Consider the following 25,074-nt stretch of genomic DNA (forward strand, 5'->3'; position numbering starts at 1 on the left):
ATGTACCGCCGGGCTGTCAACACCTTTTTTCACTTTCCTGAAAAAAAGTGCCGGGGCCGGCGCCGGCACCGATTGCGGGCGGGGATGCCGCCCGCGCCCGACCTACCTCAATCCTGCGCGTAGATGTTCGAGTCCTTCGTCTCCTTGACGAACAGCAGGCCGATCACGAACGTGGCCAGCGCGATCACGATCGGATACCAGAGCCCCGAGTAGATGTCGCCCTTCGCCGCGACGATCGCGAACGCGGTCGCCGGCAGGAAGCCGCCGAACCAGCCGTTGCCGATGTGATAGGGCAGCGACATCGACGTGTAGCGGATCCGCGTCGGGAACATCTCGACCAGCATCGCGGCGATCGGGCCGTAGACCATCGTCACGTAGATCACGAGGATGGTCAGGATCACGATCGTCATCGGCCAGTTGAGCTGCGCCGGGTCGGCCTTCGCCGGGTAGCCGGCCGCCTTCAGCGTTGACGCGAGCGTCTTGTCGAACGCCGCGCCCTGCGCCTTCGTGTCGGCCGCCTTGCCGTCGTAGGTCTGGATCACCGTATCGCCGACCTTGATTTCGGCCAGCGTACCGGCCGGAGCCGCGACGTTCTCGTAGTTCAGGCCGGCCTTGGCGAGCGCGCTCTTCGCGATGTCGCACGAGCTCGTGAACTTCGACGTGCCCACCGGGTTGAACTGGAACGAGCAGGTGGCCGGATCGGCGACGACCGTGATCGGCGCCTTCTGCGTCGCGAGTTCGAGCTGCGGGTTCGCGTAGTGCGTGAGCGCCTTGAACAGCGGGAAGTAGGTGAGCGCCGCGATCAGGCAGCCCGCGAGGATGATGGGCTTGCGGCCGATCTTGTCCGACAGCGAACCGAAGAACAGGAAGAACGGTGTGCCGATCAGGAGTGCGATCGCGATCAGGATGTTCGCGCTGGCACCGTCGACCTTCAGCGTCTGCGTGAGGAAGAACAGTGCGTAGAACTGGCCGGTGTACCACACGACGGCCTGGCCGGCCGTCAGGCCGATGAGCGCGAGGATCACGATCTTCAGGTTCTTCCACTGGCCGAACGCTTCGGTCAGCGGCGCCTTCGACGTCTTGCCTTCCGCCTTGATGCGCAGGAACACCGGCGATTCGTTCAGCTGCATCCGGATCCACACCGATACCGCGAGCAGCAGGATCGACGCGACGAACGGCACGCGCCAGCCCCAGCTGCCGAACGCTTCCTCGCCGATGAACGTGCGCACGCCGAGGATCACGAGCAGCGACAGGAACAGGCCGAGGGTCGCGGTCGTCTGGATCCACGCGGTATAGAAGCCGCGACGGTTCGCCGGCGCATGCTCGGCGACGTAGGTCGCCGCGCCGCCGTACTCGCCGCCGAGCGCGAGGCCCTGCAGCAGCCGCATCGCGATGAAGATCACGGGCGCCGCGATGCCGATCGATGTGTAGCCGGGCAGGAAGCCGACCACGAAGGTCGAGATGCCCATGATCACGATCGTCACGAGGAACGTGTGCTTGCGGCCGACGAGGTCGCCGAGTCGGCCGAACACGATCGCGCCGAACGGACGCACGGCGAAGCCCGCCGCGAAGCCGAGCAGCGTGAAGATGAATGCGGCGGTCGGATTGACCCCGGAGAAGAAGCTCTTGCTGATGTAGGCCGCGAGTGATCCGGCCAGGTAAAAGTCGTACCACTCGAACACGGTGCCGAGCGACGACGCGAAGATCACCTTCTTCTCTTCGCCCGTCATCGGCGAGTGCGAAATTTGCTCGCCTAACGTTGCCATGAATCGTCTCCAAGTCTCTTGATATAGATATGCGGCCGCCTTGGGTGGGCGGGCCTGTCGACGATTATTGGCACGGAAACTTACGGCGCACTGACTCGCGTGCACAAATCGACTGCGCGTTAACCCGCGCCGAATCGGTCGTTTCGCGTTCCGATCGCGTCGCAATCGGGTGGTAAAGCGCGGGTTTCGACGCGATCGCGGCGCGGTACGGACTCACGCGTATCAGGATTGGTCCGGCGCGGTGTCCGACAGCGGCAGGCTGATGCGCACGAGCGTGCCCGCGAGGCGAGGTGCGTTTTGGTATACGTGATCGTCGAGCGTCAGCGTGCCGCCGTGCTGGGCGGCGATCTCGCGCACGATCGCAAGTCCGAGCCCGCTGCCGTCGCCTTCGCGGCCGAGGATCCGGTAGAAGCGTTCGACCACGCGGTCGCGTTCCGTGGCCGGGATGCCGGGCCCGGTGTCCTCGACTTCGAGATGCACGCGTCGCGCCGCACGCTCGGCCCGCACGCGCACGGTGATGCGGCCGCCTTCGGGCGTGTAGCGGATTGCGTTGTCGACCAGGTTGCCGAGCATCTCGCGCAGCATCACGGGATTGCCGTCGACCTCGAGCGGCGCGTCGTCCTCCGGACCTTCGTAGCCGAGGTCCATGCGCTTCGCGAGCGCGGCCTGCACCCAGTCGCGCACCGTGCGGCGTGCCAGCGCGGCGATCTCGACCGGCTCGAACGTCAGCCCGCTCGCGCGGTTCTCGGCGCGCGCGAGCGCGAGCAGTTGCGTGACGAGTCGCCCGGCCTGCTCGGAGCTCGTCGCGATCTGTTCGAGCGAACGCTGCACGTCGGGCGGCACGGGGTGGCGCAACGCGAACTCTGCTTGGGTGCGCAGCCCCGCGAGCGGCGTCTTCATCTGGTGCGCGGCGTCGGCGATGAAGCGCTTCTGCAGCGCCATGCTCTGTTCGAGACGCGCGAGCAGGTCGTTGAACGACGTGACGAGCGGCTCGATCTCGGGCGGCGCGCGCTGCGCCTCGACGGGCGACAGGTCGTCGGGCCGCCGTGCACGGATCTGCGCCTGCAGCGCGTTGAGCGGCGCGAGCCCTCGCGACAGCCCGAACCAGACGAGCAGGATCGCGAGCGGCAGGATCACGAACTGCGGCAGGATCACGCCCTTGATGATGTCGTTCGCGAGCGCGTTGCGCTTGTCGAGCGTCTCGCCGACCTGCACGAGCACGGGCTGCGCGCTGTTCGACTCGGGCAGCGCGACGGTCGTATACGCGACGCGCACGTCGTTGCCGCGTAGCAGGTCGTCGCGAAATACGACGACGCCCGGCGGCGGACGGTCCTCGTCGCGCGGCAGCGGCATGTCGGCCTCGCCCGCGACCAGCTCGCCGCGCGTGCCCAGCACCTGGAAGTAAACGCTGTCGACGTTGTCCGCGCGCAGGAAGTCGCGCGTCTGCTGCGGCAGCGTCAGCTCGGCGACGCCATTGACCGGATGGATCTGCCGCGCGAGCACGTACGCGTTGGTCTCGAGCGCGCGGTCGAACGGGCCGTTCGCGATCGTCTTCGCGACGAGATAGGTGACGGCGATGCTCATCGGCCACAGCAGCAGGAGCGGCGCGAGCATCCAGTCGAGGATTTCGCCGAACAGCGAGCGCGGACGCGCGGCCTCGGACGTGTCGGTTTCGTCGGGCGGCGCGAACGGGTTCTCGTAGCGCGCGTCGCGGGCGACGTCGGCGGCGGACGGCTGATCGCCGGTCGGATGGCGGGAATGGGCCGGCGTGGCCATCGCGGCGACGGCCGGGGTCAGCGCAGCGGCGTGCCGGCCGCCGCGGACTGGGGCGCGGCCGAGTCGGCCGGCGCCGCGGGCGCGACTTTCTCGAGGCAGTAGCCGAGGCCGCGCACGGTGGAAATCCGCACACCGCTCGGCTCGATCTTCTTGCGCAGCCGGTGCACGTACACTTCGATCGCGTTGTTGCTGACTTCCTCGCCCCATTCGCACAGATGGTCGACGAGCTGCTCCTTCGACACGAGCCGGCCGATGCGCTGCAGCAGCACTTCGAGCAGCCCGAGCTCGCGCGCGGACAGATCGAGCACGCGGTCGTTCGCATAGGCGATGCGGCCGACCTGGTCGAACGCGAGCGAGCCGTGGCGCACGACGGTCGGGCCGCCGCCCGCGCCGCGCCGGGTCAGCGCGCGCACGCGCGCCTCGAGCTCGTTGAGCGCGAACGGCTTGGCCATGTAGTCGTCCGCGCCGAGGTCGAGCCCCTTCACGCGCTCGTCGACGCTGTCGGCGGCGGTCAGGATCAGCACGGGGAGATTGGAATTGCGCGCGCGCAGGCGCTTGAGCACGTCGAGCCCGGACATCTTGGGCAGCCCGAGATCGAGGATCAGCAGGTCGAAGGACTGCATCGACAGCGCGGTATCGGCCTCGACGCCGCTCTTCACGTGGTCGACGGCATAGCCCGATTGGCGGAGTGACCGGGTGAGGCCGTCCGCGAGTATGCTGTCGTCTTCGGCGATGAGAATTCGCATGTTGCTGACCGATGGCCGGCGGGGCGTTCGCGCCGGCGCGGCTGTCTCCGAAGTTATCCGTGTACAACGCAGCCTGCATTGCGGGCTTGCATAAAACACTGTTTTTTTATACAGTGTCTGCATTCGTGGGCAGCGCTTGAAAGCGGGCGCGCCTCTGACAGACGCTGCTCATCATAGCAAAGGACGATTCATGGAAGATAGCAAGAAGGGCTCCGGGATGACCGCCGAGAAGAGCAAGGCGCTGGCGGCCGCGCTCGCGCAGATCGAGAAGCAGTTCGGCAAGGGGTCGATCATGCGGATGGGCGACGGCGAAGCGGCCGAAGACATCCAGGTCGTCTCCACGGGCTCGCTGGGTCTCGATATCGCGCTCGGCGTCGGCGGTCTGCCGCGCGGCCGGGTGGTCGAGATCTACGGTCCGGAATCGTCCGGTAAGACCACGCTTACGCTGCAGGTCATCGCCGAACTGCAGAAGCTGGGCGGCACGGCAGCCTTCATCGACGCCGAGCACGCGCTCGACGTTCAATATGCAGCGAAGCTCGGCGTGAACGTGCCGGAGCTGCTGATCTCGCAGCCGGACACCGGCGAGCAGGCGCTTGAAATCACCGACGCGCTGGTGCGCTCGGGCTCGATCGACATGATCGTCATCGACTCGGTCGCGGCGCTCGTGCCGAAGGCCGAAATCGAAGGCGAGATGGGCGATTCGCTGCCGGGCCTGCAGGCTCGCCTGATGTCGCAGGCACTGCGCAAGCTGACGGGCACGATCAAGCGCACGAACTGCCTCGTGATCTTCATCAACCAGATCCGGATGAAGATCGGCGTGATGTTCGGCAACCCGGAAACCACGACGGGCGGCAACGCGCTCAAGTTCTATTCGTCGGTGCGTCTGGATATCCGCCGCATCGGTTCGATCAAGAAGAACGACGAGGTGATCGGCAACGAAACCCGCGTGAAGGTCGTCAAGAACAAGGTGTCGCCGCCGTTCCGCGAAGCGATCTTCGACATCCTGTACGGCGAAGGCATTTCGCGTCAGGGCGAGATCATCGATCTCGGCGTGCAGGCGAAGATCGTCGACAAGGCGGGTGCCTGGTACAGCTACAACGGCGAGAAGATCGGCCAGGGCAAGGACAACGCGCGTGAATTCCTGCGCGAGAATCCGGAAATCGCGCGCGAGATCGAAAACCGCATTCGCGAATCGCTCGGCGTTGCCGCCATGCCCGATGGTGCAAGGGTCGACGAAGCCGAGGCAATGGACGAAGAAGAGTGATGGTCGGGCGCCGAGGTCAGGCTGGCGAACCGGAACCGAGCGACGCGTCCGACACGGCGGGTCGCTCCGGCCGGCAAGCCGAATCCTCGGGGGCCAACCGGCGGAGCGCGGGCAGTCATGCCGCGAGCCGCACCGCGACGAGGGCATCCGAGGATGCCCTCGTTTCGTTTGAGATGACCGTGCCGGTCGATCCGTTCGACGACGACGAATCGTTCGACGCGCACGACCGGTCGCGCCGTCGCGTGTCCGGTGTCAACTTTCCGGGCGAGCGCGCGGCTGATGTGTCTGCGTCGGTCAAGGAAGATGTGTATACGCGCAGCAGCCAGCATCCGCGTCGCACGCGCCGTGCGTCCAGCGGTTCAGCCGACGCTGCTTCCGGCGACGAATCCGGTGCCACCGAGCGCAAGTCGTCGAAACCGCCGCGTTCGCTGAAGGGCCGCGCGCTCGGCTATTTGTCCCGGCGCGAGTACAGCCGGGCCGAACTCGCGCGCAAGCTCGCGCCGTACGTCGGTGAGGACGAATCCGTCGAGCCGGTGCTCGATGCACTGGAAAAGGAAGGCTGGCTGTCCGACGCACGCTTTGCCGAGAGCCTCGTGCATCGCCGCGCATCGCGCGTCGGCGTCGCGCGCATCGTCAGCGAACTGAAGCGTCATGCGGTTGGCGACAGTCTCGTCGAGGAAGTGAACGCACAGTTGCGCGAGACCGAGTGGGCACGCGCGCAGGCCGTCTGGCGCAAGAAATTCGGTGCACTGCCGCAAACGCCCGCCGAGCGCGCGAAGCAGGCGCGCTTCCTTGCCGCGCGCGGCTTCTCGAGCTCGACCATCGTGAAGTTGCTGAAGGTCGGCGACGATTTCTCGATCGACGACTGACCGGTCCGGTCGCGCGCGCTGCGCGCGATTTTGCTGCAATGCAACCGTTTCCGGACAGGCGGGAATACCCGCCGTCGCGGCCGGATGCCTCAAATACCCGATATGCTAAAATCCACGGGTTTTCCTCTTCGGCCTCAACCTCCAGCATGCCGCTATCCGAGCCCGTGCCCCGTCAGTTGCGACATCGACGCGCAATCCGAGCGGAAGCCTACGAGCGCGGCGACGGCTTGTGGGACATCGAAGCCTGCCTGACCGACCACAAGCCGCGCGATGTCGCGCTTGCGTCGGGCATCCGGCCCCAAGGCCTGCCGATCCACGAACTCTGGCTGCGCGTGACTATCGATCGTGACCTCAACGTCGTCGACGCCGAAGCGTCTTCGGAGTGGGTTCCCTATCCCGGTCACTGTCAATCCGCCCCTCCCGCCTATCGGGCCCTCATCGGGCTCAATCTCTTCCGCAATTTCCGCCGCAACGCGAACCGGCTGCTCGCCGGCGTCGCTGGCTGTTCCCATCTCACCGAACTGTGTGCCGTGCTGCCGACGGCAGCGATCCAGGCGTTCGCCGGTGACGTGTGGAACGTGCGCGAGGAGGGAGGCGAAGGACCGGACCATGACGGCGAGCACGCCGAACCGCCTTTCCAGCTCGGTCGCTGCCGGGCGTTGCGGTTCGACGGCGAGGTCGTGCGGCAGTACTACCCGCGCTGGTATGGCACGAACCGGCCGGATTTGCCCGGTGAGGGCAGCACGAAGGAATGAACGGAAATCATTCGAAGAAGCGTCTTAAGCGACATTTCATCCAACTCTCAGACTGAAGGGAATCACGCATGAAGATTCACGAGTACCAGGGTAAGGAAATCCTGCGGAAATTCGGAGTCGCGGTACCGCGCGGCAAGCCGGCGTTCTCGGTTGAAGAGGCCGTCAAGGTGGCAGAAGAGCTGGGCGGCCCGGTGTGGGTCGTGAAGGCTCAGATTCACGCGGGTGGCCGTGGCAAGGGCGGTGGCGTGAAGGTGGCGAAGTCGATCGAGCAGGTTCGCGAATACGCGAACCAGATCCTCGGCATGCAGCTCGTCACGCACCAGACCGGTCCGGAAGGCCAGAAGGTCAACCGTCTGATGATCGAAGAAGGCGCCGACATCAAGCAGGAACTGTACGTCAGCCTCGTCGTTGATCGCGTGTCGCAAAAGATCGTTCTGATGGGTTCGAGCGAAGGCGGCATGGACATCGAAGAAGTTGCCGAAAAGCACCCGGAACTGATCCACAAGGTCATCGTCGAGCCGTCGACGGGCCTGCTCGACGCGCAGGCCGACGACCTCGCCGCGAAGATCGGCGTGCCGGCTGCTTCGATTCCGCAAGCGCGCGCCATCCTGCAAGGCCTGTACAAGGCATTCTGGGAAACCGACGCGTCGCTGGCTGAAATCAACCCGCTGAACGTCTCCGGCGACGGCAAGGTCATCGCACTCGACGCGAAGTTCAACTTCGACTCGAACGCGCTGTTCCGCCACCCGGAAATCGTCGCGTACCGCGACCTGGACGAAGAAGACCCGGCTGAAATCGAAGCGTCGAAGTTCGACCTCGCATACATCTCGCTCGACGGCAACATCGGCTGTCTCGTGAACGGCGCAGGCCTCGCGATGGCGACGATGGACACGATCAAGCTGTTCGGCGGCGAGCCGGCGAACTTCCTGGACGTCGGCGGTGGCGCGACGACCGAGAAGGTTACCGAAGCGTTCAAGCTGATGCTGAAGAACCCGGACCTGAAGGCGATCCTCGTGAACATCTTCGGCGGCATCATGCGCTGCGACGTGATCGCGGAAGGCGTGATCGCCGGTTCGAAGGCCGTGAACCTGAACGTGCCGCTCGTCGTGCGCATGAAGGGCACGAACGAGGACCTCGGCAAGAAGATGCTGGCCGATTCGGGCCTGCCGATCATCTCGGCGGACAGCATGGAAGAGGCTGCGCAGAAGGTCGTCGCGGCTGCCGAAGGCAAGTAACGCTATCGAATACGCATGGCGGCGCGGCAGATACGCGACGCCAATCGAACAGAGGTCAAAATACATGTCGATTCTGATCAACAAGGACACGAAGGTCATCACGCAGGGCATTACCGGCAAAACCGGTCAGTTCCATACGCGCGCCTGCCGTGAATATGCAAACGGCCGCGAAGCATTCGTCGCGGGCGTGAACCCGAAGAAGGCCGGCGAAGACTTCGAAGGCATTCCGATCTACGCGAGCGTCAAGGAAGCGAAGGCAGAAACCGGCGCGACCGTTTCGGTCATCTACGTTCCGCCGGCAGGCGCAGCCGCTGCGATCTGGGAAGCGGTCGAAGCCGACCTCGATCTCGCGATCTGCATCACGGAAGGCATTCCCGTCCGTGACATGATCGAAGTGAAGGACCGCATGCGTCGTGAAGGCCGCAAGACGCTGCTGCTCGGGCCGAACTGCCCGGGCACGATCACGCCGGACGAGCTGAAGATCGGCATCATGCCGGGTCACATCCACCGCAAGGGCCGCATCGGCGTCGTGTCGCGTTCGGGCACGCTGACGTATGAAGCCGTTGCACAGCTGACGGCGCTGGGCCTCGGCCAGTCGTCGGCAGTCGGCATCGGCGGCGACCCGATCAACGGTCTGAAGCACATCGACGTGATGAAGATGTTCAACGACGATCCGGATACGGACGCGGTCGTGATGATCGGCGAGATCGGCGGTCCGGACGAAGCCAACGCCGCTCAGTGGATCAAGGACAACATGAAGAAGCCGGTCGTCGGCTTCATCGCTGGCGTCACGGCGCCTCCGGGCAAGCGCATGGGCCACGCCGGCGCGCTGATCTCGGGCGGTGCGGATACGGCCGAAGCGAAGCTGGAAATCATGGAAGCGTGCGGCATCACCGTCACGCGCAACCCGTCGGAAATGGGTCGCCTGCTGAAGAAGGCGCTGTAATTTCCGCGTGGTTCGTCCTGCAAAAAACGCCGGCCTTGCCGGTAATGCCGTTCAGTTAAGCGACTGAACGGCATTTTTGTTTTGGGGAAGGAATGGTTGTAAACGCTGCGCTGAGATGTTAACTTTTGGCGCGATGCTGACCGACCACCTGACCTTCATGCTGGATGCCGGACCAACCGACCTGAGCCGGTTGGCGGAGCATCTACCGCATGCATGGATCGAGCAAGCCGTCGAAGCGACCGGCACGGCGAGCATCCGTCGCCGTCGGTTGCCCGCCGAACAGGTGGTCTGGCTGGTGATTGCGCTGGCGATCTATCGTCATTGGTCGATCAGTGAAGTGGTGGACAGCCTTGAGCTAGTGTTGCCCAACGAGGCCACCTTCGTCAGCAAGAGCGCCGTTACCCAAGCCCGGCAACGCTTGGGCCAAGCCCCGATAGCTTGGCTGTTCGAGCAAACCGCGCGGGCATGGTGCAAGCAGGACGCTGTTCGTCATGGCTTCAAAGGCCTCAGCCTATGGGCCATGGATGGCACCACGCTACGCACGCCGGATAGTGCCGCGAATCGGGAACATTTTGGGGCCCAACGCTACGCGAGCGGCAAGGTGGCGAGCTACCCACAAGTGCGGGCTGTCACGCTGACCTCGATCCCGACGCATCTCGTGGCGAACATCGCGTTTGGCCGCTACGACACCAACGAGATGATCTACGCCAAGGATCTGCTGGCGCAGATTCCCGACCATTCGCTCACGGTCTTCGACAAAGGCTTCCTGGCAGCCGAGATCCTGTGCGGCCTGAGCTCGGGCGAACGCAATCGCCACTTCCTCATTCCGGCAAAGTCCAATACGCGTTGGGAGGTGCTGTCCGGCAAACCGGACGATGCACTAGTGCGCATGCGCGTCTCGCCTCAGGCTCGGCAGAAATGCCCCGATCTGCCGGAGTGGTGGACGGCACGTGCGGTGCGCATTCAGGATGCACAGGGGCGGCAGCGAGTACTGCTGACGTCCTTGACCGATCGGCGCCGCTTCAAGTTGGCCGATCTGGTGGCTTGCTACGAGCGGCGCTGGCAGATCGAAACCAGCTACCGTGAACTGAAGCAGTCCATGCTGGGTAGCGAACTGACGCTACGCAGCCGAACCGTCGAGGGCATCTATCAAGAGATCTGGGGCGCATTGATCGCCTACAACCTGATTCGTCGAGAAATGGCCTGCGCCGCCTTCGAAGCCAAGTGCGAGCCGACCGAACTGAGCTTCGTTCGCTCGTTCCATCTGATCCAGCACGAGATGATGTGGGCTGCGCGAACGCCTGCCTTCGCCAAGTTGCCAGCCGTCCTCAAGCGACTTCGCGAGCACCTCAAGTTGCTCATCAACGTAAAACGCCCCGATCGCAAATGCGATCGGGCCGTCAAGTCCCGTCCTGCTCGTTACGCTGTCCGGTTCCTCAGAAAGAACCTTAACTGAACGGCATTACGGCCTTGCCGGCGTTTTTTGTTATGCTCTCGCAATGAATTTGTAAGCCCCCGGCATGCGCGATGCATGTCCCGGCGTTCACCCGGCACGTCTGTCCGACAGCCGTTACCCCGCACCCGATACCGCTCATGCTTGAATTCCTGACCTCGCTCCACTGGGGCGCGGTGTTTCAGATCGTCATCATCGACATCCTCCTCGGCGGCGACAACGCGGTCGTGATCGCGCTCGCGTGCCGCAACCTGCCGGCCAACCAGCGGCTGCGCGGCGTCGTGTGGGGCACGGCCGGCGCGATCCTGCTGCGGGTCGCACTGATCGCGTTCGCGGTCGTGCTGCTCGACGTGCCGTTCCTGAAGTTCGGCGGCGGCCTGCTGCTGTTGTGGATCGGCGTCAAGCTGATGGCGCCCGACGCCGACGCGCACGACAACGTGAAGCCGGCCGACAGGCTGTGGGACGCGGTGAAGACGATCGTGATCGCCGACGCCGTGATGAGCCTCGACAACGTGATCGCGATCGCCGGCGCGGCCGAGCAGGCCGATCCGTCGCACCGGCTGGCGCTGGTGATCTTCGGGCTCGTCGTCAGCGTGCCGATCATCGTGTGGGGCAGCACGCTGGTGCTCAGGCTGCTCGATCGGTTCCCGATCGTCGTGGCGCTCGGCGCCGGGCTGCTGGGCTGGATCGCCGGCGGGCTGATGGTGCACGACCCGGTCGGCGACCGCTGGCCGGTCCTCGATACGCCGGCGGCGATCTACGGCGCGAGCATCGCCGGCGCGCTGTTCGTCGTCGTCACCGGTTACGCGCTCCGGCGACGCCGCAGCGCCACGCACGCGTGACGTTGGCCGTCCGGCCGACTGCCGGGGCCGCGGCCCGCTGGCTACGATCGAAACGCCTGCCTGATTCGGCAGGCGTTTTTCGTTTCCGGAGCCAGTCATGTTCGAAGCCTTTTCCGTTTCCCTGTTCCGTCGCATCGCCGCCGATCTGCGGCGCGCGAGCCGGCCGTTGCCGCGCTGCCGCCCGGCCGGCTTCACGCTGATCGAGCTGATGATCGTGCTCGCGATCGTCGGCGTGATCGCGGCCTATGCGATTCCCGCGTACCAGGATTACCTCGCGCGGTCGCGCGTCGGCGAGGGGCTCGCGCTTGCTTCGTCCGCACGGCTCGCAGTTGCCGACAACGCCGCGAGCGGCGCGGGCCTCGACGGCGGCTACAGCCCGCCGGCCGCTACCCGCAACGTCGAATCCGTCGCCATCGACGGCGACACCGGCCAGATCACGGTGGCGTTCACCGCCCGAGTCGCCGCGGCCGGCGCGAATACGCTCGTCCTGGTGCCGTCCGCCCCGGACAAGGCCGACACGCCAACCGCGCGCGTGCCGCTGAAAAAGGGCGCGATGCAGGCGGGTGCGATCGCGTGGGAGTGCTTTGCCGCCGGCAAGTCTGCGTCGTCGCTTCCGGCGCCGGGCGCGGGCCCGTTGCCGGCGGAGGCCGCGACTTTGCCCGCGCAATATGCGCCCGCGGAGTGCCGCGCGTAGTGTCGGGGGCATGCCGGCAAGTCCGTGGCCGCGTGCGCGGCGCGGCGCCCGCCGGCCGGCTGCGCCCGCCCCGGCGCGTGGGGGACGGCACGACGGGCCCGCACAGAGGGGGGAAAGTTTTGTATAGTGCGCCGGTTGCTGACATCCGGTTCGCTCATGCCTTCTACTTTTTCCCGTTCGTTGCCGCTCGTTGCGCTGGCTGTCGCCCTGATCGTGCCGTACTCGATCACGAATCACACGTATCCGATCCCGACCTTCTATTCCGAGTTTGCCGCGCTGGTGCTGTATCTGCTGGTGGGGCTCTCCGTCGTGCTGCTCGCACGCACGGGCCGCCCGGCCGAGCCGTTCGCCGCGCCGGCCGCGTTCGTCGCGCCGCTCGGGTTCGCGGCCGTGCTGATCGCGCAGGTCGCGCTCATGCCGCTCAAGGTGCCGTCGATGAACTGGCTGGCGGTCGGCTACCTGGCCGCCGCGCTGGTCGCGATGCAGGCCGGCTACACGCTCGCGCGCGAGGGGCTCGCCGAAGCCGCCGCGCAAATGATGTCCGGCGCGCTGCTGCTCGGCGGGATGCTCGCGGTCGCGAGCCAGGTCGTGCAGTTGTTCCATCTCGAATCCGCGGTGTCGCCGTTCGTCGTGGTGTATAACATCGCGGTCGATCGCCGTCCGTACGGCAACATGGCACAGGCGAACCACCTGGCGACCTACATCGCGTTCGCGCTCGCGGGCGCGCTGTATCTGGTGCAGACGCGCCGGCTCGCGGTATGGGCGTGGCTCGCGCTGTCGATCGTGCTGTCGGCCGGACTCGCGCTGACGGTGTCGCGCGGCCCGTGGCTGCAGGTTGCGGTGCTGGTCGTCGCGGGCTTCTGGATGGCGTGGCTCGAATCGCGCCGCGCGCCGGGCAACCGCCGCGCATGGGTGATGCCGGTCGCGCTCGCGGTGGCCTTCGTCGCGGTGAACGTTGCGGTGCGCTGGGCCAACGTGCATTTCCATCTGGGGCTCGCCGAGTCGGCGGCCGACCGGATGCGCGACGCGGGGCAGATCGCGCCGCGCCTCGCGCTGTGGAAGTACGGGCTCGCGATGTTCCGCGAGCATCCGGTGCTCGGCGTCGGCTGGGGCGAGTTTCCGTCGCACCAGTTCGCGCTCGTGCGCACGCTCGGCGGTGTCGAGATCGCGAACAACTCGCACGACATCTTCATCGACCTGCTCGCGAAGTCCGGCCTCGTCGGCCTCGGCGTGCTCGTCGTCGCGCTCGTGACGTGGTTCGTGCGCGCGGTGCGCGCGCCGCAGTCGAGCTCGCGCGTGTTCGGCCTCGCGCTGATCGGCATCCTGTTGATGCATGCGCTCGTCGAATATCCGCAGCAGTACATGTTCTTCCTGCTGCCGGCGATGTTCGTGATCGGCCTGCTCGAGGTGAAGCCGTTGCGCATCCTGCCGGGGCGCGCGGCGTTCGGGCTGTTCGCGGTGCTGTCGTTCGGCGGCGTGCTGGCGGCGGTGCCTGTGCTGCGCGACTACCAGCGCGCGGAAGTGCTGTATTACGGCAGCGATCCGGCCGCACAGTACCGCGATGCGCCGTCGCTGTTGTTCGGCGCGTGGGGCGATTACGGGGCGGCCACGCTGCTGGCAATTTCGCCGGACAACCTGCCGCTCAAGCTCGTCGCGCATGAGCGCGCGATCGCGCTGCTGCCCGGCGAGACGGTGCTGCGCCGCTATGCGGTGCTGCAGGCGCTGGCCGGTCGCGAAGCCGACGCCCTCGATACAGTCGCGCGCCTGCATGTGTTTGCGAAGGAGTTGAAGGACTGGCCGCAGCAGCTCGCGTCGTTGTACAAGCTGTGCGACCAGCAGCCGGAGCTGAAAGCGTTCAAGGCGGCCGTCGTCGCGAAGTACGGGGAAGTCCCGGCCGAAGCGGACGAGGACGACTCCGACGACGATTCCGAGTGACGCCACGCTGAACACCGTGCCGACACCGCGCGGCGCCGGGCGGGGAATCCCGGCGCTGGCCGCATTGCGGTGAGGCGGGTGGGCGATGGCGGGGCGAAGGGGGCGGCGATTGCTTCCCCCGCGGAATGGATGCCTGCCGAATCCGGTGTGATTCGCGTCAACCATTGTCAAATCGCGGCCACGCGCAAGGCGGCGCGTGCACAATGCGGCAAAGCGTTCGCGTGCGCGGCCGCCCGCTGCGGGCCGCTACCGCGAACGCCGCCCCGGATCTCCGGGAACCCGACAAGCAGGATCGCGACCGGGCAGCCGCCGGTCGTGCGGCCGTAACGGCGCGCCGGTCCGATGGCCGCGGCGCGGGGCGATGTCCGCCGGCGCGGCGTTCGTCCGCAACAGTACTGAAGAACGATATTCGACCATGGCCCTTCGCTCGACCCTCCTGATCCTGCCTGCCGTCGCCGTGCTGGTTTCCGGCTGCGCGATGCTGTCGTCGTCGCAGGAAAGCAAGCTGACCTGCCACATTCCGCGCGCCGTCTATCCGGATAGCGCGAAGCCGCTCACGCGTCCGGTCACCGTGCTCGTGCGCGCGCTGATGACGACCGCGGGCGAAGCGCAGAACGTCACCGTGACGACGAGCAGCCGCAATGCGGCGGCGGACCGCGCGGCCGTCGATGCGATGACGCACGCGACCTGCGCGCAGACGGGCGCCACCGCGAATCCGTTCCTGCTCACGCAACCGTTCGTGTTCGAGCCGCGACGCGCCCAATGATGGGCGGCCGGGCACGCCGAGGCGCGCGTGCCGCTTGCCGTCGATTCCTGTGAGGCGCCGCCGTGCCGCCGACGTTCAGTGCCGCGGCATCAGGTTCGCGCCGTGGCATGCCGGCTCGGCCGCCTTGCGTAGCCCGAGCATCGTGAACCCGTTGCGCTCCTGGCGGATCAGCGCGTAGCGTCGCGCAACCGTGTTTCCGTCCTTGCCCGTCAGATCCAGTTCGACCTGGAAGAGATCCTTGCTGTCCGCGCAGCCGCGTACCGGTCCATAGGCGAACCCGGTATCGGGCGCCTTGCTTTCCGCAATGAACGCCTGTCGCGCTTGCAGCGCCGCCGCAGCGGCCGCGGGTTCGCTCCAGGCGCGCGCGAGCGTATCGTCCACGCCCAGCCATTCATCGACGAAATCGCGACCGTTGACCGCGACCGGCTGCACGCGTTGCACGGTGTCGCCGTCGACGCGATAGCGGAAGATGCCCGGCCGTGTCATCACGTCGCTGTCGCGCGAGCCGACCGTCATGCGCAGTTCGAAGCCGTCGGGGCGCACCTTGAAGCGGATCGCGTCGTCGTCGAGCACGTAGCCGTGAGCCGTATGGAACAGCGTGTGTTGCGCGGCCGCGCCGCTTGCCGGCGCGACCACGTCCGCGCCGAACCGGCTCCAGCGCGACGAGCACCACGGCGTGCCGTGGACGACCGCCACCTGGCCGCCGGGCAATGCGCCGAACCAGAAGCCGCCGCCGTAGGCGCCGCCGATGTCCTTGTAGTCGTCGGCCTGCCAGCGCAGCACCCGCCGCCAGCCGCCGTTTTCCCATGCGTAGGCAGTGAGCAGGTTGTCGTCGCCGCATGGGATGTCGAAGCCGGCGCGCACGAAGAGGAGCGGGCGGGACGTGCCGTCGCGTTGGACGTCGACGTCCGGGTTGCGACCGAATGCCGATTCGGCGTTTTTCGGCTGGGCGGATTGGGTGGATTGGGCGGGTACGCCGAGTGCGGCCGCAAGCGTGCGTTTCAGCGCAGCCGGCTCGACGTGTTCGTCGCTGCACGCAAGCCGCGCGTCGATCGCGCCGACGAGCGCCTGCTTGTACGCGCGAAGCGCGTCGCGCAAAGGCGGCGAGACGTCGACCGTGCCGCCGCCGTCGCCTTGCGGATTCCGGACTTGCTGTACGCGGTGCTGCGCGTCGAGCGCCGCGCGTGCGGCGGTGTCGGCGGCGGGGCAGGGGCTGGCGGCGGAGGCGGTGGCCGCCGCGGCAGCGCACAGTACGAATGCGGCGCGATGCAGCGCTTTTTTCATCGAATAGGGTCTCCGGATGTAGCGAGGGGATTCAGTCTTGTGAGGCGGGGGAATGTCGGATGGGGAATGACAGCTTCTTCAGTCTTTCATCGAGCAGCGAGTAGAGCGTGTTCGTATCCTGGTCGAAGTACCGGTTGTGATAGACGATCCCGTCGGCATTCTGTTTCCAGGTCCTGCCTGCGTCAGTGCTGCTGATCATCAGGGGGATTGGTGGATCGTCGATTGCTTGCCCGGGATCGGTGGCATATACGAGTAACAGGCCGTCGCGGCCCACGTCGAGGCCGTTCACGATGAGCTTCATGTCAAACGTCATCACTTGCCGGACGCGCGCGGGTTGCGTGTCCGTCCACGTCGAAAGCACGCCGGCCCGGCGTGCGCGATCCGGTGCCGTATCTTTGCCGCCCTCGTCGTCGAGGAGAGACAGTGCGTAAAGCGCGTAACCGCTGGTCGTGGCCGGCGTCGAAGCGAGTCGGATGACGGTCTGGTTCGGCAGAACGATATCGGGAACGAACGTCTGCTGATTTGGCGGAAGCCCGTATACGACGCTGCGAGCGGGCCCCGTTGCCGACGGATCGACATGGTAAGCCACTCGCAGGGTGCCGTCGGGACCAAGATTCACCGCTCTGAGGTTGCGCCGACGGCCACTGGGGACGACTGCATCCGGCGGTAGTGCGATCAGTTGCCAGGACTCGCCGCCGTCGGATGTTCGCCGGACGGTGGGGCCGCGGCCAATCGCATAGCCGTGCTGCGCGTCGATGAAGAGCAGGTCGTCGATATCTTCGTGCTCCGGCCATGCCATCTGCGACCAGTGGCGGCCGCCGTCGAGCGATTTCCAGACACGGGTTTGCCGCGAGACGAGGTCGTCCGCGGAATGCTGCGACGTATAGTCCAGCCAGCCGATGCTGATCAAGTGGACCTGACCGTCTCGCGAATGCCACCACGCGGTGTGTTGGCCGGGCGCTTGCAAGAAGCGCTGCAGTCCGTGATCGAGCGTGCCGCGGAAGAAATTCACGGTTCGTCGATTGAGGGTTTCTCCCGCACTGTTCATCCATGCTTCGGTGGGTTCGGCGACCGTCGGAACCTTCCACTCGCCGGCCGGCTTCAGCGTCACGACAGGATCGGCAAACGTGAGCGACATGATTTCGTTGCCGGCGATGTAGAAATCACCCACACCTGCTGGCGGGTCGGACCATGTGATCTGCGACGAAACGGTCTTCCAGTGAGGACCGGTGCTCTCGTAAAACAGATTCAATACGATGCCGCCGATCGCGATGACGGCCAGCCCCTTCAGTCGAGATCGATGGCGCATGGGATTGGCTGAAGTCGATAGAGGAATCTCGTGGCTGGCCGTGCCGCGGACGTCGTTCGTTTCCGCGGACACGGCCTGCGACAAACGCATCGGGCGCCGATCAGAATTGCCGTTTCCGCAGCGTATAGGCGAACACCGAATAGAGCGTGTTCGTTTGTGGATCGAAGTAGCCGCCCTGTGAAGCCTTGTCGGCGGTCTGCTGCCATGTCTTTCCACCGTCGGTGCTGCTGATCGTCAGGTCGATCGGTGCGCCGCCGCCGTTTGCGGTGTTCGGGTCGGTCGCGTGGACCAGCAGGACGCCGTTGCGACCCGCGCTCAGTCCGTTGAGCGTCAGCGGGCTGTCAAACGCATGCAGTTCCTGGATGTGTTCGGGGTGCTCGCTAGTCCAGGTCGAAATGACGCCCGCACCATGACCGCTGCCGGATTCGCCGCTTGTACGCGACAACGCATACAGTGCGTAATTCCGGACGGGGGCCGGCGACGATTCGAGGCTGACGATGACTTGTCCGGGGAGCACCGCTTCCCGGATGAAATCCTGCTGATTCCAATCGAGCCGCCAGACCACCGTTGCCGGTTGCGGATGCTCGGCGTCTTCAACCTGATAGGCAATGCGCAATACACCGTCGGGACCGAGGTTGGTCCCGTCGAAAGTCCGGCGTGGCTTGTCCTGAAGGGCGGCACCCGGCGGTTCCTTGATTTCCTGCCACGATTGCCCGCCGTCCGCCGTTCGCCACACGCGGGGTCCCCATCCGATGGCGTAGCCCCGTTGCGCATCAATGAACAGCAAGCGGTTGATGTTGCGCTCCGTCGGCCATTCGAGCTGGGCCCAGTGCTGGCCACCGTCGCTCGACTTCCAGAGTCGGGTTGTCTGAGGGGACGCACCGTCGACGGTGCGCGGCGCCGCGTAATCCATCCAGCCCGTACTGACGTACAGGATCTGCCAGTCAGGCGAGTACCACCATGACGCGGTCTGGCCCGGTTGCTGGAAGTGGCGCACGGCGCTCCCGTCCAGCGTGCCGCGCAGGAAACTGACGGTCGACCGGTTCAGCCGCTGGTTCGAATCGTCCATCCAAGGTTCGGTGAATTCCGCGAGGTCAGGGTTCTTCTGCTCGCTCTCCGGCTTGAACTTGAGTTCCGGTCGCGCAACCTTCAGTGACATGAAATCGTTGCGTTGCACGCGAAATGCGCCCGCACCGTACGGCTTGTCGTTGCGCATGAATTCGGTCGATACCGTGTCCCACCCTGATGTCATTTCCGTATATCCGTAAATAGCGATCGGGAGAACAAGCACGCATCCCGCGACCCAAAGCCATCGTTTGCCTTTTCGCATGTCACTTCGCCAGCAGCCTTCCGAGCGCCTTGCCGACCGGATCGTCGGCGTCCGATTCCTCGGCTTTTTTCCGGAGAACAGGGATGGCGGAATCGAAAGCCTGCCCCCACGTTCTTCCGTCGCCCCATTCCTGAATGTTCGGCCGCATCCCGATCCTGACGAGATCCATGATCGGCAGGTCGGCCAATCCTCCGTCGAGGTAGGCCATCGGGTGTGTCTTGAATGCAAATTCCTTGAACTTTTCGGTGTTTATTTCCAGCTCGAACTGTGGCCACGTCATATCGACGCTACCGTTTCCCGGCGTCGGGCTGGCCATCTGGATCGTGTTGCCCATCATGTTCTGATTCAACCCGTCTTCCATGTTGACCTGGAGCAGCTTGCGCGCTTTGTTCAGCCACGCTTTCCCTTGGGGGCTGAGGCTCGGATAGAGATTCGCTCCATAGTCGGAGCAGTAGTAGCCGTAGCTGATGTAGTAATCGGGCGGCTTATGTCCGCACCCGATGTGACGCATCATGAAGTTGCCATGACGAGACCAGTCGGAATTCGTGCTGTCTATCTTGATCAATTCTTCACGGCGGTGCAGGAGTCGGTGCGCGACGTCCGAGTCGGTCCACGGATCCCACGATAGGGCGAAACCCTTGATGGTCGACCAGATGCTCGACATGCTGACCTTCTCGACCGTCTCCATATACGCCCCGTGAAGCGGCCGATAGTAGAACGGACAGGTGCCGACGATCCATTTCGGTGCCGGCGTCACATGCTTGTCGCAGATATTGATCGCCACCTTCGGCCGATCCTTGTACCCCGTCGGCGTCAGCATCCCCGAGCCGCTGCCCAGTACGTTGTTGTCCTGTTGTCCGTCAGCCATTCGATTTCCCTAGAAACTTGACGACGACGTCGTGCGGCACGTGGCTCTGCGTGAGCCCCGTCTCACCTGCCGCATTGGTGACGCCTTCCGAGAGCAGCTTGCCGTTCGAGAACATCTGGTATCGCGTGTTCGCTACCGGAATGTCGGTGCCGGCCCAGTGCGCGATGAACGCCTGATCGTAGTTGCCGGTCGAGTTCGGCAGGGTCGGCATCGTCTGCGACAGGTGCGTGGGGCCGCTGAACGCGTGCTGCGCCCCCTTGATGTCGATCTTGCCGGGTGCGTGCACTTCGATGTTGCCGTTCGCGATGCGGATGTACGCGCCGCCGGAGGTCAGCAGGATTTCCTTCGCCGCGGCGCCTTCGATCGACTCGGTTACCGCCATCAGCTTCAGCGCCTTCTGGGCCGTCAGCTCGATGTTGTCCGCGTGCGCCTGCACTTCGACCTTGCCCTTGCCGGCGAATAGCTTGATCCCGGAGTTCTGCGCGAACAGGCTGATCCGGTCGAGGACGCTCGCGATCAGCGACTTTCCGGCGGCCACGTGCGTGCTTTGCCCGCTGACGAGGTTGACGTGCTGGTCCGCGGCAAGCTGCACGGACTGTTGCGTGGACATCCCGATACCGGCCGGGCTGCCGAACAGCATCACCGGCTCCTTGAACGCGTTGGCCGTGCCGGTTCCGCCGCCCGCGGTCCTGCCGCCCGACGTGCCGCCGCTCACGCTGTTCTGCGTCGCGTCGGTGAACTGCTTCAGCGCCGAGTGGCCGTGGTCGAGCGGTTCGGCCTGATGCTGCGCGCCGACCTCCGACATGGCCTCCATCAGGCCTTCTGCACGGACGAGCTGCTGTTGCGTTTCCTGAACGTCGAGCGGCTGGCTCGCCGGCTGCTTCGGGTGCGTCGTGACGTACAGCCCGCGGCTCGCGCGTACGGCGCCGTACGCGTCCGAGCGCAGGTCGAAGCCGCTGCCGAGATAGCTGCCGCGGTTGTTGCCGCATGGTCGATCAGGTAACCGAGATGCAAGTGCGCGTTGGTCTGGCTGCTGTAGAGGTGCACGCGGTTCTGCGAGGTCGCGTCGTCGAGCACGAGCTGGTTGTAGCCGGCGCCCGCATATTCCTTGGACCGGTATCCGGACAGGATCCCGTTGCTGTGCCACTACGGGCTCGTCGCGCCGTTGTACAGCTTGCCGACGATGATCGGGCGATCGCAGTCGCCGCCGAGGAAATCGACCAGCACCTCCTCGCCGCTGCGGTGCGGGTGAACGGCCCCATAACCCTTGCCCGAATCCGACGCGGTGGCACGCAGCCAGCACGACGCCTTTTCGTCGCCGTCGTTCAGGCGGTCCCAATGGAAGCGAACCTTGACCCGGTTGAGCGCGTCGGTGTGGATTTCCTCGCCTTTCGGTGCGACGACGATCGCCGATTGCAGGTGCATCGGCGGCTTCGCGTGCTCGAACGGGCTGCGGAACGGTACGGTCGTGCGCTGGGCTTCGACGCGGATCTGAAAGAAGCCTTCGCTGCCGTCGGGATGACGCACGCGCGACTGGGCCGTATCGGTTGCCTGCACGATGCTGCCGACCTCGGCGCGCAGGCTGTGCGGGAAAACCGCCTGTTCGTCGGCAACGGGCAGATTGTTGACGATGACCCACGCCGTCTCGATCACGGCGAATTCGCGCTGCCCGGCATCGTCCTTGTCGTGTTCGGGGTGATCCGCCAGCTCGAAGGTCCGCCCGGCATCCATGCGCCGCACGCCGCCGACGCCATGAAAGCGTTTCGCGCGCGACTCCTGTTCCTCCATCCATATCTTCGACAGATGGTCACCACGGGACTGTTCGAGGTACGTGTACGCACCGGTGTATTCGTAGACCTCGAGCTGCGGCGGCAGGTCACCCTGATTGGCGATCGTCGGCGTATGGGTCGCCTTCGGATTCGCCGCGCTCGGCGGCTGCTTGTAGTCGAACGTGCGTGTGGCGCGGGCGACACTTCGCAGCGTGCGCGTGCCGGAGAACTGGACGAACGTGTCGGCCTCGTCACCCGTGCCCGCATGATGAAAGCGCACCGTTCGCGGCGACAGCGCGGGCAACGCGTCGACGCGGTCGACGACGACGAGCCGGTGCGACTTGCCGTCCTGGTCCTGTTCCCAGAAGCCATACAGGCCTTCCGATTCCATCAGGCGATGCACGAAATTCCAGTCATCCTCGTACTGCATGCAGAACGAGCGGAGCGGCAGCGGCTGGTGGAGCTTGAAGGTGAAGCGACCCTTGGCCTGCGGATGCTGGTTCAGCACGTCGGCAATGATGTCGTCCGCGGACTGGTCCTGCCAGATTCGCTGGTCGCGGCGGAACTTCAGGAAGTGCAGGAACGAAGCGAAGACGATCTGGTAGTGCGTGACGCCGCTGTCCGAGCCGAGCCGGCGGGCGCAATGCACGTAGCCGTGGTGAGGCGCATAAGACTGGTCGGCCTGCAGGATCCATAGCGTGACCGGCTGCGCGATCAGCTTCTTCAGCTCGAGGTTATCGGACACCGACACGGTATCGACCGTGAACTCGAAGTGACGTCCGAGCCGCGATCGGCCGATGACGCGATGCGGCAGCAGCACGTTGGGGCCCAGCGGCGTATCCAGTTTGACAAGGCGCTCGTGCTGAACCGGTCCGGCCAGCAATGCGCTTCTTAGCGCTTGCGAATTCATCACCCGTGCTCGCTTTTTTTGTGCTGGGTCGCACGCTCTCCCGTGCGGAATCCGGTAATTGTATGAGATAAACGGGCGGTATCCCGAATTTACCGGCCGACAGGGTTCCGAGCGGTCAGCCGGCGGTGTCCTCCGCCTTCCAGTCCCCCGACTTCCCGCCACGCTTTTCTCTCACGCTCACCTCGGTGATCACCATCCCCCGGTCGACCGCCTTGCACATGTCGTACACGGTCAGCAGCCCGACCTGCACGGCGGTCAGCGCTTCCATCTCGACACCGGTGCGCCCGAACGTCTCGACCTGCGCGACGCAGTGCACGCCCGGCAGCGCGTCGTCGAGTTCGAAGTCGACGGCCACGCGCGTCAGCGCGAGCGGATGACACAGCGGAATGAGGTCGGCGGTGCGCTTGGCACCCTGGATCGCGGCGATGCGCGCGACGCCGAGCACGTCGCCTTTCTTCGCCTTGCCGTCGCGGATCAGCGCGAACGTCGCCGGCAGCATCCGGATCGTGCCGCGCGCGATCGCGATGCGTTGCGTTTCCTGCTTGCCGCCGACGTCGACCATGTGCGCGTGGCCGGCGGCGTCGAAATGGGTAAGTCCTGACATGTCCTGCTCCGATCTCTTGTGTCGCGGCCGGTCGATCCACCGCGTCGGGCACCGTGCCGCAACCATCTGCAACGTTTCAACGGGCGCCTATCATAGCAGCGGCCTGCACGACGCCGGGCGTGCAGACGGCGCATCCGCCGCAGCGAACAGTCGCGATCCCGCCGGTACAATGACCAGGATCTTCAGACCAAACGCCGCGATGCGCGCCCGGCGCGCGGGACGGCGTCGCTTTCATCCTGCCATGCGTGTCAAACAGTTGCTTGCCGTGTTGCTGTCGACGGCGCTCGTGCTGCCGCCGAGCGGCCATGCACAGCGTACGTCCGCTCTGCCGCTCGAGCCGGCGGCAGGCCCCTCGCCGTCGATTTCCACGGTGCCATCCGGAATCGCAACCGGCGTATTCGGCACCTACGGCGGCGCGGAGAGCCGGTTTTCCGGCGCCGACGGCGCGTCCGCGCCCGTCGCGAACCTGCGCGCACCGCTGCGCGCGCTGGAGCTGCCCGACCTCGGCGACGGCTCCGGCGGGTCGCTCACGCCGCAGGCCGAACGCCGTCTCGGCGAGCGCGTGATGCGCGAGGTGCGGCGCGACCCGGACTATCTCGACGACTGGCTCGCGCGCGACTACCTGAACGCGATCGCGAAGCGGCTCGCGGCCGCGGCGGCGGCGCGCTACATCGGCGGCTACATGCCGGACTTCGAACTGTTCCCGGTGCGAGATCCGCAGATCAACGCGTTCTCGATGCCGGGCGGCTTCATCGGCATCAACAGCGGGCTGGTCGTCACGACGCAGACGGAATCCGAACTCGCATCGGTGATCGGCCACGAGATGGGCCACGTGCTGCAGCGGCACATCGCGCGGATGATCGGCGCGAACGAGAAGACCGGCTACACGGCCCTCGCGACGATGCTGCTCGGCGTGCTGGCGGGCGTGCTCGCGCGAAGCGGCGATCTCGGCAGCGCGATCGCGATGGGCGGGCAAGCGTACGCGGTCGACAACCAGCTGCGTTTCTCGCGGTCGGCGGAGCGCGAGGCCGATCGCGTCGGGTTCCAGCTGCTCGCCGGCGCCGGCTACGACCCGTACGGGATGCCGGGCTTCTTCGAGCGGCTCGAGCGCGCGTCGATGGGCGACGCGGGCGTGCCGGCCTATGCGCGCACGCACCCGCTGACGGGTGAACGGATCGCCGACATGGAGGATCGCGCGCGCCGCGCGCCGTACCGGCAGCCGCGCCAGTCGGCCGAATACGGCTTCGTGCGCGCGCGGCTGCGCATTCTGCAGAACCGTGCGCCGAACGACATCGCGGCCGAGGCGCGCCGGATGCAGCTCGAGATCGACGATCGCACGGCGCCGAACGTCGCGGCGAACGAGTACGGGATCGCGCTCGCGAACACGCTGCTCGGCCAGTACGACGCGGCCGACAAGGCGCTCGCGTCGGCCCGCGCCGCCTTCGACGCGCGCGAGCGGCGCGCGGACGATCCGCAGACGAGTTCGCCGAGCCTCGACGTGCTCGCCGCCGACCTCGCCCACCGCGCGGGCCGGACCGACGACGCGGTGCGGCTCGCGGCGCTCGCGCAGCGGCGCTGGCCGGCGTCGCACGCGGCGATCGTCGCGCACCTGCAGGCGCTGATCGCCGCGCGCCGCTTCGACGAAGCGCAGACGCTCGCACGCACGCAGGCGAAAGCGGACCCGGAGCAGCCGGACTGGTGGGACTACCTCGCGAAGGCGAGCGACGGCAAGGGCGACGTGCTCGCGCGGCGCCGTGCGCTCGCGGAGAAGCTGGCGCTCGACGGCGCGTGGCCGTCTGCGATTCGCCAGCTGAAGGAGGCGCGCGACGCGAAGGACGTGTCGTTCTACGACCAGTCGATCATCGGCGCGCGGCTGCTGGAATTCGAGGCGCGCTACAAGGAAGAGCGCGAGGACGAGAAGAACGGCCGCGGATAACGGCCGCGAGGCGGGCA

19 protein-coding genes and 1 pseudogene are annotated in these 25,074 nt (G+C 66.0%); 11 read left to right on the forward strand and 9 right to left on the reverse strand.

Annotation, left to right across the window (positions count from 1 at the left end; all coding sequences use genetic code 11):
- Positions 1-107 precede the first annotated feature (107 nt).
- The 3 genes from WS66_RS15745 to WS66_RS15755 all read right to left on the reverse strand — a co-directional run bounded on the left by WS66_RS15745 (position 108) and on the right by WS66_RS15755 (position 4,288).
- Positions 108-1,766 (reverse strand): MFS transporter, encoded by a 1,659-nt coding sequence (locus WS66_RS15745; protein WP_059607559.1) that lies wholly within the window; start codon positions 1,764-1,766, stop codon positions 108-110.
- 222 nt (positions 1,767-1,988) lie between these two features.
- Complete coding sequence (locus WS66_RS15750; RefSeq protein WP_059607557.1) at positions 1,989-3,542, reverse strand: sensor histidine kinase; 1,554 nt, start codon at positions 3,540-3,542, stop codon at positions 1,989-1,991.
- A gap of 17 nt (positions 3,543-3,559) precedes the next feature.
- Positions 3,560-4,288, reverse strand: coding sequence for a response regulator transcription factor (locus WS66_RS15755; protein ID WP_059607556.1), 729 nt, complete (start codon positions 4,286-4,288; stop codon positions 3,560-3,562).
- A gap of 190 nt (positions 4,289-4,478) precedes the next feature.
- Between WS66_RS15755 and recA the strand changes: the two genes are divergently transcribed.
- The 10 genes from recA to WS66_RS15805 all read left to right on the forward strand — a co-directional run bounded on the left by recA (position 4,479) and on the right by WS66_RS15805 (position 15,047).
- Complete coding sequence (gene recA, locus WS66_RS15760) at positions 4,479-5,552, forward strand: recombinase RecA (RefSeq protein ID WP_059607555.1); 1,074 nt, start codon at positions 4,479-4,481, stop codon at positions 5,550-5,552.
- Entirely contained in the window at positions 5,552-6,421 is an 870-nt protein-coding gene (gene recX / locus WS66_RS15765) for a recombination regulator RecX (RefSeq protein WP_059607553.1), read from the forward strand. Before recA ends, recX begins: the two co-directional genes overlap by 1 nt.
- 146 nt (positions 6,422-6,567) lie before the next feature.
- Positions 6,568-7,176, forward strand: a complete 609-nt coding sequence (locus WS66_RS15770) for a DUF2889 domain-containing protein (protein WP_059528036.1) — start codon at positions 6,568-6,570, stop codon at positions 7,174-7,176.
- A 68-nt stretch (positions 7,177-7,244) separates the two neighbouring features.
- Positions 7,245-8,411: an ADP-forming succinate--CoA ligase subunit beta gene (gene sucC, locus WS66_RS15775; RefSeq protein ID WP_059528034.1), complete on the forward strand. Its 1,167-nt coding sequence runs from the start codon at positions 7,245-7,247 to the stop codon at positions 8,409-8,411.
- A 64-nt stretch (positions 8,412-8,475) separates the two neighbouring features.
- Complete coding sequence (sucD, locus tag WS66_RS15780; RefSeq protein WP_010090788.1) at positions 8,476-9,357, forward strand: succinate--CoA ligase subunit alpha; 882 nt, start codon at positions 8,476-8,478, stop codon at positions 9,355-9,357.
- Positions 9,358-9,490: 133 nt separating this feature from the next.
- Positions 9,491-10,813, forward strand: a complete 1,323-nt coding sequence (locus tag WS66_RS15785; RefSeq protein ID WP_108064747.1) for an IS4 family transposase — start codon at positions 9,491-9,493, stop codon at positions 10,811-10,813.
- 137 nt (positions 10,814-10,950) lie between these two features.
- Complete coding sequence (locus WS66_RS15790; protein ID WP_059607920.1) at positions 10,951-11,652, forward strand: TerC family protein; 702 nt, start codon at positions 10,951-10,953, stop codon at positions 11,650-11,652.
- A gap of 97 nt (positions 11,653-11,749) precedes the next feature.
- A complete protein-coding gene (locus WS66_RS15795; RefSeq protein ID WP_059607921.1) occupies positions 11,750-12,346 on the forward strand; it encodes a pilin in 597 nt (198 codons plus the stop codon).
- A gap of 156 nt (positions 12,347-12,502) precedes the next feature.
- Positions 12,503-14,281, forward strand: a complete 1,779-nt coding sequence (locus tag WS66_RS15800) for a PglL family O-oligosaccharyltransferase (protein WP_059607922.1) — start codon at positions 12,503-12,505, stop codon at positions 14,279-14,281.
- A gap of 415 nt (positions 14,282-14,696) precedes the next feature.
- Positions 14,697-15,047, forward strand: a complete 351-nt coding sequence (locus tag WS66_RS15805; RefSeq protein ID WP_006749941.1) for a TonB family protein — start codon at positions 14,697-14,699, stop codon at positions 15,045-15,047.
- Between the two features lie 75 nt (positions 15,048-15,122).
- Here the strand turns inward: WS66_RS15805 and WS66_RS15810 are convergent, their stop codons facing one another.
- The 6 genes and pseudogenes from WS66_RS15810 to moaC all read right to left on the reverse strand — a co-directional run bounded on the left by WS66_RS15810 (position 15,123) and on the right by moaC (position 23,121).
- The gene (locus WS66_RS15810; RefSeq protein WP_059607923.1) at positions 15,123-16,331 is read right to left on the reverse strand and encodes a hypothetical protein; all 1,209 of its coding nucleotides are present in this window, start codon (positions 16,329-16,331) and stop codon (positions 15,123-15,125) included.
- Between the two features lie 31 nt (positions 16,332-16,362).
- Positions 16,363-17,640, reverse strand: coding sequence for a WD40/YVTN/BNR-like repeat-containing protein (locus WS66_RS15815; RefSeq protein ID WP_059607924.1), 1,278 nt, complete (start codon positions 17,638-17,640; stop codon positions 16,363-16,365).
- Positions 17,641-17,740: 100 nt separating this feature from the next.
- The gene (locus WS66_RS15820) at positions 17,741-18,892 is read right to left on the reverse strand and encodes a hypothetical protein (protein WP_059607925.1); all 1,152 of its coding nucleotides are present in this window, start codon (positions 18,890-18,892) and stop codon (positions 17,741-17,743) included.
- Positions 18,893-18,971: 79 nt separating this feature from the next.
- Positions 18,972-19,838: a hypothetical protein gene (locus WS66_RS15825; protein WP_059607926.1), complete on the reverse strand. Its 867-nt coding sequence runs from the start codon at positions 19,836-19,838 to the stop codon at positions 18,972-18,974.
- A pseudogene (locus tag WS66_RS15830) lies at positions 19,831-22,517 on the reverse strand (type VI secretion system Vgr family protein). Before WS66_RS15830 ends, WS66_RS15825 begins: the two are co-directional and overlap by 8 nt.
- A gap of 115 nt (positions 22,518-22,632) precedes the next feature.
- Positions 22,633-23,121: a cyclic pyranopterin monophosphate synthase MoaC gene (gene moaC / locus WS66_RS15835; RefSeq protein ID WP_011657821.1), complete on the reverse strand. Its 489-nt coding sequence runs from the start codon at positions 23,119-23,121 to the stop codon at positions 22,633-22,635.
- A 241-nt stretch (positions 23,122-23,362) separates the two neighbouring features.
- On the opposite strand from moaC, the gene WS66_RS15840 reads away from it, so the two are divergent.
- Positions 23,363-25,057 (forward strand): M48 family metalloprotease, encoded by a 1,695-nt coding sequence (locus WS66_RS15840; protein ID WP_059607927.1) that lies wholly within the window; start codon positions 23,363-23,365, stop codon positions 25,055-25,057.
- The last annotated feature ends 17 nt before the right edge of the window (positions 25,058-25,074 follow it).

The organism is Burkholderia sp. LA-2-3-30-S1-D2, assembly GCF_001523915.2.
GTDB lineage: Bacteria > Pseudomonadota > Gammaproteobacteria > Burkholderiales > Burkholderiaceae > Burkholderia > Burkholderia diffusa.